This window comes from Vibrio aquaticus (assembly GCF_003970385.1).
Classification (GTDB): domain Bacteria; phylum Pseudomonadota; class Gammaproteobacteria; order Enterobacterales; family Vibrionaceae; genus Vibrio; species Vibrio aquaticus.
In genome coordinates this window covers 16030-30541 of sequence record NZ_RXZH01000011.1, presented here as the reverse complement: position 1 = coordinate 30541, position 14512 = coordinate 16030, and the positions used below count along the sequence as shown (strand labels likewise).

Genomic DNA, 14512 nt, shown 5'->3' with positions numbered 1-14512 from the left:
GTTCAAACTGGCCTTTTTGCTATCCGCGCTTAGACGTTAAACCTGCGTTCTTCCCAATGAAATCACAACACGGCGGTTACGATCTTTGCCAATTGGCGATGCGTTGTCATCAATAGGTCGACGCTTACCATAACCTTGAACTCGAATACGATTCTCAGGCAACCCTAAAGACTTGAAATAGTCTTGCAGCACTTCTGCACGGCGCTCAGATAAATTCTGACTGGCACTCTTACTGTCTTCGGCATCGGTATAGGTCGACACCAACACTAGGTCGATATCTTGGTTATGCTTGATGTACTCTGCAATCTGAGCCAAACGCTTCTGAGACTGTTTGTTAAGCTCTACGCTGCTGCGATCGTAATGCAAAATCGTAAACGCGATATCTTCAAAGCTGTAAGGCAATAAATTGGCGATACAGTCGCTAAATACATTGTAAGAACGCTGGAACAAGACTGAAGAGAGCGCAACTTCTACACGTTGATCGCGACTTTGCCACTCTTGATAGCTAAAGGTTGGGTAACGCCCTTTCTCTAGCTCACTTAATATATTCCAAGCCGTTTGACCACCAACATAGCCATCGAACTGTTGGAAGAAACGAATGTTAGTAATGCGGTCGGCACTGTCTCCTGGTCGCCATGCGGGTGGCATAGAAATTAGGCTCACATCACGAGTTTGCCCCATCGGGCGTTTCATCTTCAGTTCTAAATCAAGATTGATTTTTTTGCTCGCATGAGACGAGAAAACCGCATCACCAAAATTAGGGATAGGGTGAACTAAGCGACACTCAAGCGGTGTGTTGGCAACCATTTGCCATGTCGATTGTTGAGGAGTTGCAACGTACTGCTTTTCTAACGCAAACACGGATGGTGCTAACGTTATCAAAGACATAGCGACACTGGTTGCAAACAACTTCTTCATACAAACTTCTTCTCTTGGTCAGGGCAAGTCTCTGGACACTTGCCGCATATAAATGCTCTCTCTCTACAATGCAAAAACCTCGCCAGAATATTTGTATAGTACAAATCACCACTGTTTCTTTTTCAATCAGCATTTACGGTTTTTCTTAGGCTGAGAATCTGCAATAATGCCAGCCCTGTCACATTATATGAAGTACACATGACTATAGAAAACGAAGCATTGACGCTAAAAAAACGATTTCGTGGCTACTTTCCTGTCGTTATTGACGTAGAAACGGCTGGCTTTAATGCCAAAACGGACGCCCTACTCGAAATCTGCGCAGTGACCTTAAAAATGGATGAAAACGGCGACTTGGTTCCCGCTTCAACCATTCATTTTCATGTTGAACCCTTCGAAGGTGCGAACTTAGAAAAAGAAGCACTCGAATTTAATGGCATTCGCGACCCATTCAGCCCTCTTCGCGGTGCCGTGACAGAAGCGGAAGCTTTAAAGGAAATCTACAAGCTTGTCCGCAAAGAACAAAAAGCTGCAGATTGTAGCCGCGCGATCATGGTTGCTCATAACGCCACTTTTGATCATAGCTTTGTCATGGAAGCAAGCGAGCGCTGCAAGCTAAAAAGAGTCCCATTTCATCCTTTCGCCACGTTTGATACTGCGGCACTAAGCGGGCTTGCCTATGGCCAGACTGTCTTAGCCAAAGCATGTCGAACAGCAGGGATGGAATTTGACAATAAAGAAGCCCACTCTGCTCTATACGATACTCAAAAAACGGCAGAGCTCTTCTGCGGTATCGTCAACAAATGGAAAGCCCTTGGTGGTTGGCCTGTCGTTGAGCCTGAAACCGAAGATAAATAATAAAAACGTAAACACAACACACGAGTAAATTATGAACCCTGTTGTTATTTCTGTATGTATCATGCTTGCCTTAGCACTGATGCGCGTGAATGTCGTTGTTGCTTTGACATTCAGTGCGATTGTTGGTGGTGTGGTTTCAGGTATGGAACTTAATCAAGCGATTGCTGCTTTTGAAAGTGGTTTAGGTGGCGGAGCAACTATCGCGCTAAGCTACGCAATGTTAGGTACCTTTGCTGTTGCGATCTCTCGCTCTGGCATCACCGACCTACTGGCAAACAGTGTGATTAAGCGTATTCATGGTAAAGAGAATGCTTCGGCATCGACTGGCCTAAAATACGCGGTGCTAATCGCGCTTGTTCTTGTCACCATGTCTTCTCAGAACGTGATTCCTGTTCACATCGCCTTTATCCCAATTTTGATTCCACCTCTACTGGGCGTATTCGCAAAACTAAACCTAGACCGTCGCATGATCGCCTGTGTGCTAACGTTTGGCCTTGTGACTCCATATATGGTTCTTCCTATTGGTTTTGGCGGTATCTTCTTAAACAACATTCTGCTGAAAAACCTGCACGATAACGGTTTGCAAGATGTGGTTGCTAGCCAAGTCCCTGTTGCCATGCTGCTGCCTGCAGCAGGTATGATTTTTGGTCTATTGACGGCGATTTTCTTTACGTATCGTAAACCTCGTCAGTACAAAGAGACTGAGCTGACTAAGACAGACAACGCAACCAAAGAAATCGACAACAAGAACATTCTTGTTGCTGCGGTTGGTATTGTGGCTGCACTAAGCGTTCAGCTTGCGACAGGCTCAATGATCATTGGTGGTCTTGCGGGCTTTATGGTGTTCACGTTTGGCGGTGTAATCGCTTGGAAAGAGACGCATGATGTGTTCACAAAAGGTGTTCACATGATGGCGATGATCGGCTTCATCATGATTGCTGCTGCAGGTTTTGCTGCGGTTATGAAGCAGACGGGTGGCGTAGAATCATTGGTTGAAGCGCTTTCAACAAGTATTGGTGACAATAAGCCTCTTGCTGCACTTCTGATGCTCGTTGTTGGTCTACTGGTGACTATGGGCATTGGTTCTTCGTTCTCGACCATTCCAATCCTGGCGACTATCTATGTTCCTCTAGCCGCAGCATTTGGTTTTTCACCAATGGCAACCATCGCACTAGTTGGGACGGCTGCAGCGCTCGGTGATGCAGGCTCTCCAGCCTCTGATTCAACGTTAGGTCCGACATCTGGCCTTAATGCTGACGGTCAGCACGAACACATTTGGGAAACCGTTGTCCCGACATTCATCCACTATAACATTCCACTGATTGTGTTTGGTTGGATTGCCGCGATGACGCTCTAACATATAGCTAATGCTCTTTCTCAAGAGTTACAGGCACAAAAAAAGCTGACTTGAAGTCAGCTTTTTTATTAGCTCTGAGTGAGCGACCTTTGTCGAATATCGCTCATTCTGTCTTTATTTAGACTGGCGCTCTGCAACTGCAGCAAGTACTGGCACCATATCTTGCAGAAGCTGCTCTTCCACTGGCTTACCAGACGCATCCGTTACGTTGATCGAAGTACGGTTACCTAAATCACCAAATAGGAATGTGTACGTGCCAGATTTAAGGCCAATCGGCTTCACGCCAATATCATTCCAGAACTCGTCATCAGGAGCCGCGTATTTCGCCTTTACAGTACCTTGCGACTGGTTACGCTCTTCAAGCGTAAAGCCCATTGTTGGTAACAGTCTTGGTAGACGCTGCCAAAGGACATTGTAAGGTGTGCGAGCAATGATAACTGGGAATCCACTACGGTCAGAACCCATTGTAATTGGGATCTGTTTCACCAACTCTTCCGCTTTACGTGCCGCTTCTTCACGTAGATCAAGATCGTAACGAGCCGTCACTAGGTTCGTCATCAGTGCATTGTAACGCTCTTTATTGGTCGCGGTCACTGGCATCTCTTTGCCCGCTTCACGCCAATCAATTAGAGAAATTCTAAACCCATGGCGACCACCAGCAACAACACGATCAATCTCGTATCGAGCACCAATTTCGACATCTTCATCTTCAGACGTCCAAGTTACCCATTCGGTTTCAACGCGGGTTGCTGTCTGCTCACGAATCGCAATGTTTCTTTCGCTCAGCATAGTTAGCGCAGTTTGCCACACTTTATCGACTTCATTTTCACGAAGTAACCAAAGCGTTGTTTCACCTTGCTGACGCTCAGCGCGCGCACCTGGGATAAGTTCTAGCACTTGCTGTGGTGGACGAATATCGACTTCACGGCCAATACCACCTTCAAACTCACCTTGAGGGATTTTGTAGTTGGTGTAAAACTGTGGCGTTGCATCCCCAGCTAATGTCCACTCTTTTAGTGCTGGTGTATTAAGGTATTCGAAATCGTCTTTCGCTTGACGACGTTGAGTCGCACTACCTGAACATGCACTTAAAACAAAAACAGCTAGTGAACTGACGACTAGCTGATGTGACAATTTCATTGAAACTCCTGATACCTTAATGCCGGAGCCAATTTCTCGCCCCGGCAGTCCATCGTTTAATTTAGTAAATACACGCTTCGGTCATGGCTTGAGCAACAATTGGTCGCGCATTTTCAGACAACTCTGTTAACGGCAAACGTAAATCACCATGCTCAATTAGGCCCATTTTATGAGCGGCCCACTTCACTGGAATTGGGCTAGATTCAACGAAGAGGTTTTTGTGAAGAGGCATTAATCGCTGGTTGATGATTTCTGCTTCTTCAAACTTGCCCTCTTTCGCCAATCGGAACATTTTCGCCATGTCTTCCGCCGCGATATTGTTCGTTACAGAGATAACGCCTTGGCCGCCTTGCTTAACAAATTCAAGACCTGTCGAATCATCGCCACTTAGTAAGATAAAATCTTCGCCACAAAGTTCACGATGAATTGCAATTCTGCCTAAATCACCTGTCGCATCTTTTAATGCAACAATATTATCAATCTGAGCCAGACGTGCGACCGTTTCAGGAAGAAGGTCTACCGCGGTACGGCCTGGTACATTGTAAAGAATCTGTGGCACATCGCTCTCTTCTGCGATCGCTTTGTAGTGTTGGTACAAACCTTCTTGCGTTGGTTTGTTGTAGTAAGGGGTAACACTTAAGCAACCAGCGATGCCAGAGTTGTTTAGTAAGCGACTGAATGTCACCGACTCGTGAGTTGCATTTGCGCCCGTTCCAGCAATGACTTGGATACGTCCTTCCGCGAACTCAACCACTTTCGTTACCACCTTGACATGCTCTTCAATAGTCAGCGTCGCCGATTCACCAGTGGTTCCTACTGCAACGATGCCATCGCTTCCTGCTGCAATATGGTACTCCACTAGTTTTTTCAGGCTTACGTAATCTACTTCGCCATCATGATTAAACGGTGTAATTAACGCTACAATACTTCCTGAAAACATGTCTTTCTCCCTAATTTAGATACTAATCGCATGGTACTGTAAGGCGATTGATAAAGACAAGCGCTTAAACCCGCTTAAATCACCTATTTGAATGAATATTTATCAGATGTTAGAACTTTGGCAAATTACGCCTTTATTTCTTGGCAATGTCAGCGCCTAGCAAGGAATTTCAATGACCAGCAACGTCTGATTACTTTCCATTCGAACAGGCCAATAAAAAGCGTTCTAGATAGATTTTTATACGCTTCTTCTGTGCTAAGCTATCTCATTAACTAACGGAACATGATAAGTGAAACTATGACTCAACATTTAGTGATTACTGCAGTAGGAACGGATCGTCCTGGTGTGTGCAACCAAGTTGTCCATTTGGTCACTCAGTCAGGGTGTAATATCGTTGACAGTCGTATTGCACTATTTGGTAACGAGTTTACGTTGATAATGCTCCTATCGGGTAACAACGCAGCCATCACTCGCGTAGAAACCACTCTGCCACTTTTAGGTCAAGAACATGATCTCATTACGATCATGAAACGTACATCTACTCATGCTCACATAGATAACGCCTATACCTTAGAAGTGTTTGTTGAGTCAGAAGATAAACCCGGTCTAACAGAAAAATTCACCCAGTTCTTCGCTGAAAAGAACATTGGCCTGTCTTCACTAAGTGCACAAACTATCGATAAAGAAAAAATCGGTTCAGCAGCGAATCAATTCCATATTGCAATTACTGCTTCTGTCGACTCTGAGTGCAATCTAATGCAGCTCCAAGAGGAGTTTGACATATTATGCCAACACTTAGTCGTTCAAGGCTCGCTCAATTTTATTAAAAACAGTCAATAAAAAGGAATCTCCATGAATACGCTCACTGCAGGTGCTCCAGCTCCAGCGTTCTCACTACTTGATCAAAATGGCGAAACCGTTTCGTTACAAGACTTTAAAGGCAAGAAGGTTCTATTCTACTTCTACCCTAAAGCGATGACACCAGGTTGTACCGTTCAAGCTCAGGGCTTACGTGATATCAAAGCAGAGTTAGATGCTCATAACGTTGCAGTACTGGGCGTGAGTATTGACCCAGTGAAACGTCTTGGTAAATTCATCGAACGTGATGAGCTGAACTTTACTCTACTTTCTGATGAAGACCATGCGGTTGCTGACCAGTTCGGCGTTTGGGGCGAAAAGAAATTTATGGGTAAAATCTACGATGGCCTGCACCGCATCAGCTTCCTAATCAATGAAGAAGGTGTGATTGAGCATGTGTTTAACAAGTTCAAGACAAAAACGCACCATGAAGTCGTGCTAGATTACTTAAACGAAAACAAGTGATACTTGGGTTTGTTGACCTAGACATAAAAAAACGCCAGCGACTTCGCTGGCGTTTTTGTTTGTCGTAAGAAAACCGCTACACGATGAACTTATTCAAGATGGCATCTTGCTCACGTACGTTCTCTGTTTGAACTTGCATAGCCATATTGGCTTCTTCGGCTGCATCGGCAACTTGCGTTGAGAGGTCTTTGATCTTCACGGTGTTACTGTTGATCTCTTCCGCTACCAAGCTTTGTTCTTCTGCTGCTGACGCGATTTGCATATTCATATCACTGATGCGTTGAATCGCCTCACGGATACGCTGCAGTGCGCCATCTGCGGCTTGCGCTTTGTCTACCGCATCAACTGCCGTGCTCTTACTTTCATTCATCGCCGCTGATACCGAGCTTGCCCCGGCTTGAAGCTGTTCAATCATACTGCGAATTTCAGTCGTTGATTCTTGAGTACGTTGAGCCAGCGTTCTTACTTCATCCGCTACAACTGCAAAGCCTCGGCCAGATTCCCCTGCACGAGCAGCTTCAATCGCTGCGTTCAATGCAAGCAAGTTGGTTTGGTCAGCAATGTCGTTGATTACTTTTAGAATCGTTTCAATGTTCGCCGTCGCCGACTCTAACCCTTGAACTTCTTCTACCGCCTGATCAATACGAGCAGAAAGCGTGTCGATAGAGGCTGTGGTGTCGCTCACGACTGACGAGCCATCCAATGTTGCATCATCCGCTTCTTTCGCGGCGCCTGCTGCACCTTGAGCGTTGTTTGCAACTTCCGTTGCTGTCACCGCCATTTCGTTCATCGCGGTCGCTAATTGCTCTAGCTCTTCCAACTGACTACGCATTGCACCCGCCGATTGCTGGGCACCCAGTACGGTCATTTCAGTACCGCGTAGGATCTCTACCCCAATCGCTTTCGATTGCTGAATTTGCGTCTGTAGAGTCTCAGTAAAGGTATTGAAACCTTCTGCAAGCTCCGCAAACTCTTTATCAGTATTGGTATCTAAGCGTTTGGTTAAGTCACCTTGACCTGATGCAACATCTTGAATTGCTTCGTTCAATGTCGCAAGTGGGCGCATTAATGCCTTAATTAGGAAGCTAAGCACTAGAACACTCAGAACCACACCAATGATTACGTAAATAATCGAACTGTTGCGCATGTCAGAAATCGCGGCAAACGCAATATCTTCATCCACGACCGCACCCACATACCAATTCTCTGAAGGGACTTTAGTAAAACGCACCATCAGGTTTTGACCATCTAGCTCAAATCGCTGGCTTCCCTCTTGTATCTTTGCACTTGGAAGATATGTGGTCAGGTTCTCACCATTATTCGCTGCATTAGGGTGAGCGATGGTCGTCCCGTCTGCTGTCACAATGAAAAGGTAACCCGCATCAAGAAGGTTAACGCTGTTCACTAGGTCAGCAAGGCCACCCAGTTCCATGTCGTAGAACATGCCCGCCACAAATTGGCCGTTTTCTTTCACTGGAGTACCAATCGAAATAATGACCTTCTTTGAAGAAACATCCACATAAGGGTCAGTTACGACTAGGCGACCTTGCGCCTTAGCATCTTTATACCAAGGACGAACACGAGGGTCGTAATCAGGGCCAGCTTCCCAGCCATCATCATTCTCAACGACAAAGCCATCCGCTTCATAACCAAAACCTACGGCTAAAAAGCTGCTTTTTAGCTTAGGTTTTTCCAGAATTTCTTTTACTGTCTGTCGATTTTGAGGATCAAGTTCAATCACTTCCGTCATTGACTGAGCCAGTGCTTTCTTACTCTCCATCTCTGAAACGACGGTGTTTTTAACACCATTCACCATTTCAGTAAGGCTAGTGTCAACCAGCGCTTCTACTTCCTGTTTTACTGTACGTAGCTGTTGAATAGACAGCAAAGTTACTGTGACTAAGAGTAACGCTGAAGAAGCTGCTACAATTTTTTGACTAAATCTCATAGTTTCCCTCGATGGTTTAGCAAGCAATGTTGTTTTTATTATTAATATAGTTATCGTCAGCCGTAACGTTTCCTTAAGAAATTTCTTACATTTCTTCACTTAAGTAAAGCCCAAAACCTTGCTTTACTGCAAAGAAAAAGCCTCGCAGCTGCCGCAACGAGGCTTTTTATGAAAACGATATCATCTTTTAGCGCTAGGAATCAGGCACTATTTCATCATCATGACTTGGTAGTGCATTCCAAACCGCCTTAACTAAAGTCGCAAGTGGAATGGCAAAAAATACGCCCCAGAATCCCCATAAACCACCAAACACCAAGACAGCAACGATAATCGCCACAGGGTGAAGGTTCACCGCTTCAGAGAAGAGTACAGGTACTAAGACATTACCATCTAATGCTTGGATAATGCCGTAGGCAATGAGCAGCCAATAAAATTGCGGGGTCAGTCCCCACTGGAACAAGCCGACAATCGCAACTGGCACGGTCACCGCAGCCGCACCGATATATGGGATCAAAACAGAGAAACCAACCGCAACCGCCAGCAGCACGGCGTAACGCAAATCCAAAATGGCAAAGGTAATGTAACTCACCCCACCTACAATCAGGATTTCCATCACTTTACCGCGAATGTAGTTGGAAATCTGTTCATTCATTTCATGCCAAACTTTATTCGCAAGACGGCGGTTACGCGGAAGAATACCACTCGCCATTTCGATCATCTCTACCTTGTCTTTGAGCAGGAAGAAAACCAAAAGCGGGACCAAAATTAAGTAAACAGCTAATGTCGCTAAACTCACCAAAGAAGCGAGCGAGCCTTTCACGACCGTTTCACCCATACCAATCACTTGGTTTTTGGCATTAGTCACCACTGACTCTACAATTTGGAAGTTTTCCAGTTCAGGGTAACGGTGAGGAAGCTCAGCGATAAAGCCCTGCAAGCCCACATACATGGTAGGAATGTCGTTGATAAGGTTACCAACTTGCTGCCAAATGGTCGGTACTAAGCCGAAAATGGCCACGATCATTAAGCCGATAAAGCCAAGGATGACTAACATCACTGCTACTGTTCGAGGAATCCCAAAACGAGAAAGCTGAACAACTGGCCACTCAAGCAAATAGGCTAACACGATCGCCACCAGTAAAGGCGCAATCAAATCACCAAAGAAATAGATGGTAATAAAACCAAAAAGCAAGATTGCAACTAGGCTTACCGCGTGTGGATCAGAAAAGCGTCGTTTATACCAACGACTGACCATTTCAAACATTTAAAAAGGTTCCTTTATCACCTGCATAGAATAATAACCATCCATGTCTTTACACGTTAGGCTGAACAGATGTCTTTGTAGAAATCGGGTGATATCGTGCATGGAGTTTGAATCAGAGACAAAAATCTCGATTTGTTCACCAGACGTTAGCCCTTTAGTGTGACGCTTAGCAAGTAACAGCGCCATCGGGCATCGCTCTTGGCGCAAATCCAAAACTTTCGGTTCCATTCTCTCGCTCGATGCATATTATAACGGTTAGATATTGTATAGTGTTTTTTTGCATGCGTCAGTGGAAATAGTCGGTGCAACCTCACTACTCTGACCATCAGCAGGAATCAACCCAAGGATCGAAACCATCTTGACTCTACGCTGTCCAAGCGTTTACCTATCTTGTTAGTATATACCTCACCAACGGTGACATTTAATGGAGTAACACTTTTCACCTATGTTCAAACGAACTCGTTCATTAATTTGCCTGAGTGTTGCCGCTGTAATAGGAACACCCGCGCCAATCTTGGCCAATACGCTTGATCTGCCTGATATCGGAACAACGGCAAGCGGCACATTGACCATCGACCAAGAGATTCGATATGGCGATGCCTATATGCGCATGCTGCGTGCTAGTCAGCCTGTGGTGAACGATCCTGTTCTGAATGCTTATATTGATAACTTGGGCCATCGCTTGGTTGCCAATGCTTCAGATGTGAAGACTCCCTTCACTTTCTTTATGATCCGCGACCGCAATATCAACGCCTTTGCCTTCTTCGGCGGTTATGTCGCTCTGCATTCCGGGCTATTTTTGCATGCGCAAAGTGAAAGTGAATTAGCATCGGTTGTTGCCCACGAAATCGCCCACGTCACTCAGCGACATTTGGCGCGCAGTATGGAAGAGCAAGCAAGACGTTCGCCTGCAACTATGGCCGCTCTGGCCGGTGCTTTATTATTGGCGATTGCCTCTCCAGAAGCGGGGATGGCCGCGATTACCGCCACAACAGCCGGTAGCATGCAAGGTAGAATCAACTATACCCGTAGCAACGAGAAAGAAGCCGATCGCTTTGGTATCGCAACACTAGCGAAAGCCGGCTTTGAGGTGAATGCAATGCCGAGATTCTTTGGCCGCTTGGCCGATGAATACCGCTACGCAAGCAAACCACCACCGATGCTGCTGACGCACCCTTTACCAGAAGATCGAATTACCGACAGCCGAGCACGAGCGCAAAACTACCCTGCACGAAGAGTCGATCCATCACTCAACTATCACCTAGCTCGAGCTCGTATTGTTGCTCGTTATACGGGAATTGAAGCAACGGCTGCGCAAGATTGGTTTAAACGTAAAGGAAGCAAAGCAGGTCCTGGCATTCAACCCGCCTTCCAATATGGCAAAGCACTGGTTCACTTAGACAACAACCAGCTTGATGAAGCGAGCGTCATTCTGACTAAATTGCTTCAACAGCACCCTGATAACTTGTTTTATCTAGACGCCATGTCTGATTTGTACATCGCGCAAAAACAACCTGAAAAAGCCGTATCAATGCTTGAGAAAGCGCTCAAATCAGCACCCAACAATGCGGTCATCACCATTAACTACGCAAACGCATTACTCAAGCAAGAAAAGAATGAAGAAGCCGTCAAAGTGTTGCAACGTTACACCCATGACAACCCAGATGATGTCAATGGTTGGCACTTGCTGTCAGAAGCTAACATTCATCTGGGTGCAAGTGACGAAGACTTAGCTGCTCGCGCAGAAATTCTGGCTCTCAAAGCCAACTGGAATAAAGCGATCCAATACTACACTCAAGCAAGTCAACTGGCTGAGTTGGGAAGCTTAAAACAAGCAAGATACGATGCCCGCATTGACCAATTAATGGTTCAGCGCGATCGCTTCTTAGCCTTACAATAATAAATGGAGAAACTGTCATGTCAGTCGTGATTTACCACAACCCACGCTGTTCAAAAAGCCGCGAAACACTTGCTCTTCTTGAAGAGAAAGGCATTCAACCTGAAATCGTAAAATACCTCGATACGCCTCCAACGATTGATGAACTGAAAACGCTAATGGCTCAGCTAGCTCTTACCGACGTTCGTCAAATGATGCGTACAAAAGAAGCGATCTACAAAGAGTTAGAGCTAAAAACAGCTGATGAAGAAACCCTGTTCAAAGCGATGAGTGAGAACCCAAAACTCATTGAGCGCCCAATCGTTGTGAATAATGGCCAAGCAAAACATGGTCGTCCGCCGGAGCAAGTACTCGAAATTCTATGAGTTGCCAAGTAGCCGTTCTTTATTACAGCCGTCACGGGTCAACGCTAGCTATCGCTCGCCAAATTGCCCGTGGCGTTGAGTCCATTCCCGACTGTGAAGCGCTGCTGCGTACTGTCGATGAAATTGATGCGAGAGCAGATCACCAAGATCCAATCATGACGCTTGAAGAACTTAAGCAATGTGATGGATTAGCAATGGGAAGCCCAGTGTGGTTTGGTAACATGGCTGCCCCCCTGAAACATTTTTGGGATAAGACAACGCCTTTATGGCTGTCAGGTGACTTGATCGACAAACCTGCGTGTGTTTTTACTTCGTCTTCCAGTTTACATGGCGGTCAAGAAACGACACTGCAAACCATGATGTTACCTCTATTGCACCACGGCATGATGATTCTTGGTATCCCCTATTCTGAACCCAAACTCCACTCAACCACCTCGGGAGGAACTCCCTATGGTGCCAGTGCAGTTGCGGCAGGAAATGGAAAGCTCACCCAAGATGAAATCGAGTTAGCTCAACAATTGGGTAAACGACTGGCTATGACAGCACTAAAAATGAAGGGAATCTAACCCATGCAAGAGATGAACTCTAAGACAAAGCTCTATCGTCTGATGGCTTTATTCGGCAATCTCGCTTTATTGAGTTGGGTTGCTTTGTGGCAACTGTCGTTGTCGCCTCACCCGCACATTAGCAGCACAACGCTTGCGATTGTTTGGGCTATTCCTTTGTTGTTGCCGCTACCGGGTATTTTAACCGGCAAGCCTTACACCCACGCTTGGGCGAATTTCGTATTGATGCTCTACTTCCTGCATGCGTTTACAATTTTGTATGTGGATGATGGTGAACGTTGGTTAGCCGCGGTAGAACTCGTGCTCACGACCATCGCCTTCTTTGGCAATATCCTTTACGCACGTGCAAGAGGCAGCGAATTAGGTTTGAAACTAAAGCGACTGTCTAAGGTAGAAAAAGAAGAGAAAGCACGCTTCGAGTCTGAATAAGCACTTCGCTTTCGATTAGCAATTTAGCGAAAAACCGTACAATGCAAAAAGGGTCTGGAAATTCCAGACCCTTTTTTCTATCTTGTTATCACGTTCTATTTCTATTGTTCAGCGGCTTCAATAACGTCCGGAGCGCTTTCTTCAACGATGTCACCTGATGCGTCAACTTCTATCGCTTCTTCTTGCTCGGCCACTGGAGCGACATAAGGCTGACCTTGCCATTCGTAAACTAAGATCATTTCAGATTCAATCACTGGTGCTGTTGGTTCAGTGGCAATCTCAGTAAGTTCGTCGTTGTTAGCAACATCATTTGCGACACCATCCACTTCTTGATTGACATCCAACGCCGCGTCTTCAGGAGAAACCGCCTCTGGTTGTGGTAATGCTGGTTGATCGACCACACTTTCAAGCTGAGCGATAGGGCCAACCCGAAGCACTTCTTGTTTAAACTCTTCTGGCGATGACAACAGGTGGACATTGAACGTCACCTCGTTACCCTGAATTTTGAGAATATCTAATGACGCAACAGAGCTTAGTTTTTTCAGGTTATTCTCTAGGGTAAAGAAACCAACAGCATCATCAAGCTCAGTAAAACGAACTTTGATCGCCTCTGAAGATTCGTTAGCAATCACTACCGCATTTTTCTTCGCGTAGTAATCACTGATTTGATCGATCATCTTTGTCGCAGCATCGGCACCGTTGTTAGAACCAGAAAGGGGCGCTTGGCGAGTAATCCCGATAGTGGCAGGTTTTTGATCATATAAGGTCCAGCGAACGCTATTACCTTGCGCCTTAACCACTAGCACTGCATCGACAGGATAACGTTGACTTGCCTCTCCAACTGGCTGGATAAAACCGCCCCACAAGTCTGATACCGCGACACCCGTGATGTCATCGAAGTCACCAACAGGCATTGTCAACGGAAGGCCGCGGACCGTGGCTTGAGATTTTAGCAGGCTTAAAACTTGAGAGTCAGAGTGCTCCCAGACAATGTTGCGGTCCGCTTTCTCTTCAACCAACCACACTAATAAATTTGCGCGAGCAGCAGGCCACACTGGCAGTTGAGCTTGACTAAGAAGAGAACGAATATGAGGTGCGCTAAAACCCATCTTTAAGGTTTGTTCGCCGCCGACTTGACCATAGCTGATCTGAGCAAGGTACTGAGTGTTTTGTCTTAGTGCTTTTCTGACCACTTCATTTGTAACTGCGTTACGGTCGCCAGATGCACGAACAATCACCTCTTTCATACCTTCCACACGTGCTTGATCATCCGCTTTTTCAGCCGTTTGGTCTAACACAATTTCCGAGCGGTATAGGTCAACGTTCGTTAATGCCATAGCAGGCAGTGTAACCAGTCCTAAAACCAACAAAGCTAAATGACGCATACTCTTCCTAAGATCAATTTCTTACCGATTAAACGCTGATGATAAGCAACTATCGCAACCGGGGCAACTAAAGGACGACAGTCCTGTCAGAAAACTCACCCAAAGCACTGCAACATATCGTTAGA

Annotated in this window: 15 protein-coding genes; 8 read left to right on the top strand and 7 right to left on the bottom strand. The window is 45.8% G+C overall.

What is annotated here, in order from left to right:
* Positions 1 to 36: 36 nt before the first annotated feature.
* The gene (motY, locus tag EJ063_RS17755; protein ID WP_126575650.1) at positions 37 to 918 is read right to left on the bottom strand and encodes a flagellar protein MotY; all 882 of its coding nucleotides are present in this window, start codon (positions 916 to 918) and stop codon (positions 37 to 39) included.
* Between the two features lie 198 nt (positions 919 to 1116).
* Between motY and rnt the strand changes: the two genes are divergently transcribed.
* Both rnt and EJ063_RS17745 read left to right on the top strand, forming a co-directional pair.
* Positions 1117 to 1773, top strand: a complete 657-nt coding sequence (gene rnt, locus EJ063_RS17750; protein WP_126575649.1) for a ribonuclease T — start codon at positions 1117 to 1119, stop codon at positions 1771 to 1773.
* 31 nt (positions 1774 to 1804) lie between these two features.
* Complete coding sequence (locus tag EJ063_RS17745) at positions 1805 to 3130, top strand: Na+/H+ antiporter family protein (protein ID WP_126575648.1); 1326 nt, start codon at positions 1805 to 1807, stop codon at positions 3128 to 3130.
* Between the two features lie 114 nt (positions 3131 to 3244).
* Here EJ063_RS17745 and bamC read toward each other — a convergent pair whose 3' ends face one another.
* The gene (gene bamC / locus EJ063_RS17740; protein ID WP_126575647.1) at positions 3245 to 4270 is read right to left on the bottom strand and encodes an outer membrane protein assembly factor BamC; all 1026 of its coding nucleotides are present in this window, start codon (positions 4268 to 4270) and stop codon (positions 3245 to 3247) included.
* 61 nt (positions 4271 to 4331) lie between these two features.
* Entirely contained in the window at positions 4332 to 5210 is an 879-nt protein-coding gene (dapA, locus tag EJ063_RS17735; RefSeq protein ID WP_126575646.1) for a 4-hydroxy-tetrahydrodipicolinate synthase, read from the bottom strand.
* A gap of 297 nt (positions 5211 to 5507) precedes the next feature.
* Here dapA and EJ063_RS17730 point away from each other — a divergent pair, with 297 nt between their 5' ends.
* A complete protein-coding gene (locus EJ063_RS17730; protein ID WP_126575645.1) occupies positions 5508 to 6050 on the top strand; it encodes a glycine cleavage system transcriptional repressor in 543 nt (180 codons plus the stop codon).
* Between the two features lie 12 nt (positions 6051 to 6062).
* The gene (gene bcp / locus EJ063_RS17725; RefSeq protein ID WP_126575644.1) at positions 6063 to 6533 is read left to right on the top strand and encodes a thioredoxin-dependent thiol peroxidase; all 471 of its coding nucleotides are present in this window, start codon (positions 6063 to 6065) and stop codon (positions 6531 to 6533) included.
* A gap of 76 nt (positions 6534 to 6609) precedes the next feature.
* Here the strand turns inward: bcp and EJ063_RS17720 are convergent, their stop codons facing one another.
* The 3 genes from EJ063_RS17720 to EJ063_RS17710 form a co-directional block, all read right to left on the bottom strand.
* The gene (locus tag EJ063_RS17720) at positions 6610 to 8481 is read right to left on the bottom strand and encodes a methyl-accepting chemotaxis protein (protein WP_126575643.1); all 1872 of its coding nucleotides are present in this window, start codon (positions 8479 to 8481) and stop codon (positions 6610 to 6612) included.
* A gap of 193 nt (positions 8482 to 8674) precedes the next feature.
* Positions 8675 to 9745 carry an AI-2E family transporter gene (locus EJ063_RS17715; RefSeq protein WP_126575642.1) on the bottom strand — a complete coding sequence of 357 codons (1071 nt, stop codon included), beginning with the start codon at positions 9743 to 9745 and terminating at the stop codon, positions 8675 to 8677.
* On the bottom strand, positions 9746 to 9973 hold the full coding sequence (locus EJ063_RS17710) for a sulfurtransferase TusA family protein (RefSeq protein WP_126575641.1): 228 nt from the start codon (positions 9971 to 9973) through the stop codon (positions 9746 to 9748).
* Between the two features lie 217 nt (positions 9974 to 10190).
* Between EJ063_RS17710 and bepA the strand changes: the two genes are divergently transcribed.
* Genes bepA through EJ063_RS17690 form a run of 4 tightly spaced genes read left to right on the top strand, consistent with a single transcriptional unit; the run spans position 10191 to position 13002 of the window.
* Positions 10191 to 11645 carry a beta-barrel assembly-enhancing protease gene (gene bepA, locus EJ063_RS17705; RefSeq protein WP_126575640.1) on the top strand — a complete coding sequence of 485 codons (1455 nt, stop codon included), beginning with the start codon at positions 10191 to 10193 and terminating at the stop codon, positions 11643 to 11645.
* A gap of 17 nt (positions 11646 to 11662) precedes the next feature.
* Positions 11663 to 12007, top strand: a complete 345-nt coding sequence (gene arsC / locus EJ063_RS17700) for an arsenate reductase (glutaredoxin) (protein ID WP_126575639.1) — start codon at positions 11663 to 11665, stop codon at positions 12005 to 12007.
* Positions 12004 to 12573, top strand: a complete 570-nt coding sequence (gene wrbA / locus EJ063_RS17695; protein ID WP_126575638.1) for an NAD(P)H:quinone oxidoreductase — start codon at positions 12004 to 12006, stop codon at positions 12571 to 12573. The genes arsC and wrbA overlap by 4 nt, the downstream gene beginning before the upstream one ends.
* 3 nt (positions 12574 to 12576) lie before the next feature.
* Positions 12577 to 13002, top strand: coding sequence for a DUF2069 domain-containing protein (locus EJ063_RS17690; protein ID WP_126575637.1), 426 nt, complete (start codon positions 12577 to 12579; stop codon positions 13000 to 13002).
* A 101-nt stretch (positions 13003 to 13103) separates the two neighbouring features.
* On the opposite strand, the gene EJ063_RS17685 is transcribed toward EJ063_RS17690, so the two are convergent.
* The gene (locus EJ063_RS17685; protein ID WP_126575636.1) at positions 13104 to 14387 is read right to left on the bottom strand and encodes a DUF2066 domain-containing protein; all 1284 of its coding nucleotides are present in this window, start codon (positions 14385 to 14387) and stop codon (positions 13104 to 13106) included.
* Positions 14388 to 14512: the final 125 nt, after the last annotated feature.

What these genes read in the sequence shown, in the direction of transcription:
- motY (WP_126575650.1), bottom strand. Translation starts at nt 918, where the DNA reads ATGAAGAAGTTGTTTGCAACCAGTGTCGCTATGTCTTTGATAACGTTA.
- rnt (WP_126575649.1), top strand. Translation starts at nt 1,117, where the DNA reads ATGACTATAGAAAACGAAGCATTGACGCTAAAAAAACGATTTCGTGGC.
- EJ063_RS17745 (WP_126575648.1), top strand. Translation starts at nt 1,805, where the DNA reads ATGAACCCTGTTGTTATTTCTGTATGTATCATGCTTGCCTTAGCACTG.
- bamC (WP_126575647.1), bottom strand. Translation starts at nt 4,270, where the DNA reads ATGAAATTGTCACATCAGCTAGTCGTCAGTTCACTAGCTGTTTTTGTT.
- dapA (WP_126575646.1), bottom strand. Translation starts at nt 5,210, where the DNA reads ATGTTTTCAGGAAGTATTGTAGCGTTAATTACACCGTTTAATCATGAT.
- EJ063_RS17730 (WP_126575645.1), top strand. Translation starts at nt 5,508, where the DNA reads ATGACTCAACATTTAGTGATTACTGCAGTAGGAACGGATCGTCCTGGT.
- bcp (WP_126575644.1), top strand. Translation starts at nt 6,063, where the DNA reads ATGAATACGCTCACTGCAGGTGCTCCAGCTCCAGCGTTCTCACTACTT.
- EJ063_RS17720 (WP_126575643.1), bottom strand. Translation starts at nt 8,481, where the DNA reads ATGAGATTTAGTCAAAAAATTGTAGCAGCTTCTTCAGCGTTACTCTTA.
- EJ063_RS17715 (WP_126575642.1), bottom strand. Translation starts at nt 9,745, where the DNA reads ATGTTTGAAATGGTCAGTCGTTGGTATAAACGACGCTTTTCTGATCCA.
- EJ063_RS17710 (WP_126575641.1), bottom strand. Translation starts at nt 9,973, where the DNA reads ATGGAACCGAAAGTTTTGGATTTGCGCCAAGAGCGATGCCCGATGGCG.
- bepA (WP_126575640.1), top strand. Translation starts at nt 10,191, where the DNA reads ATGTTCAAACGAACTCGTTCATTAATTTGCCTGAGTGTTGCCGCTGTA.
- arsC (WP_126575639.1), top strand. Translation starts at nt 11,663, where the DNA reads ATGTCAGTCGTGATTTACCACAACCCACGCTGTTCAAAAAGCCGCGAA.
- wrbA (WP_126575638.1), top strand. Translation starts at nt 12,004, where the DNA reads ATGAGTTGCCAAGTAGCCGTTCTTTATTACAGCCGTCACGGGTCAACG.
- EJ063_RS17690 (WP_126575637.1), top strand. Translation starts at nt 12,577, where the DNA reads ATGCAAGAGATGAACTCTAAGACAAAGCTCTATCGTCTGATGGCTTTA.
- EJ063_RS17685 (WP_126575636.1), bottom strand. Translation starts at nt 14,387, where the DNA reads ATGCGTCATTTAGCTTTGTTGGTTTTAGGACTGGTTACACTGCCTGCT.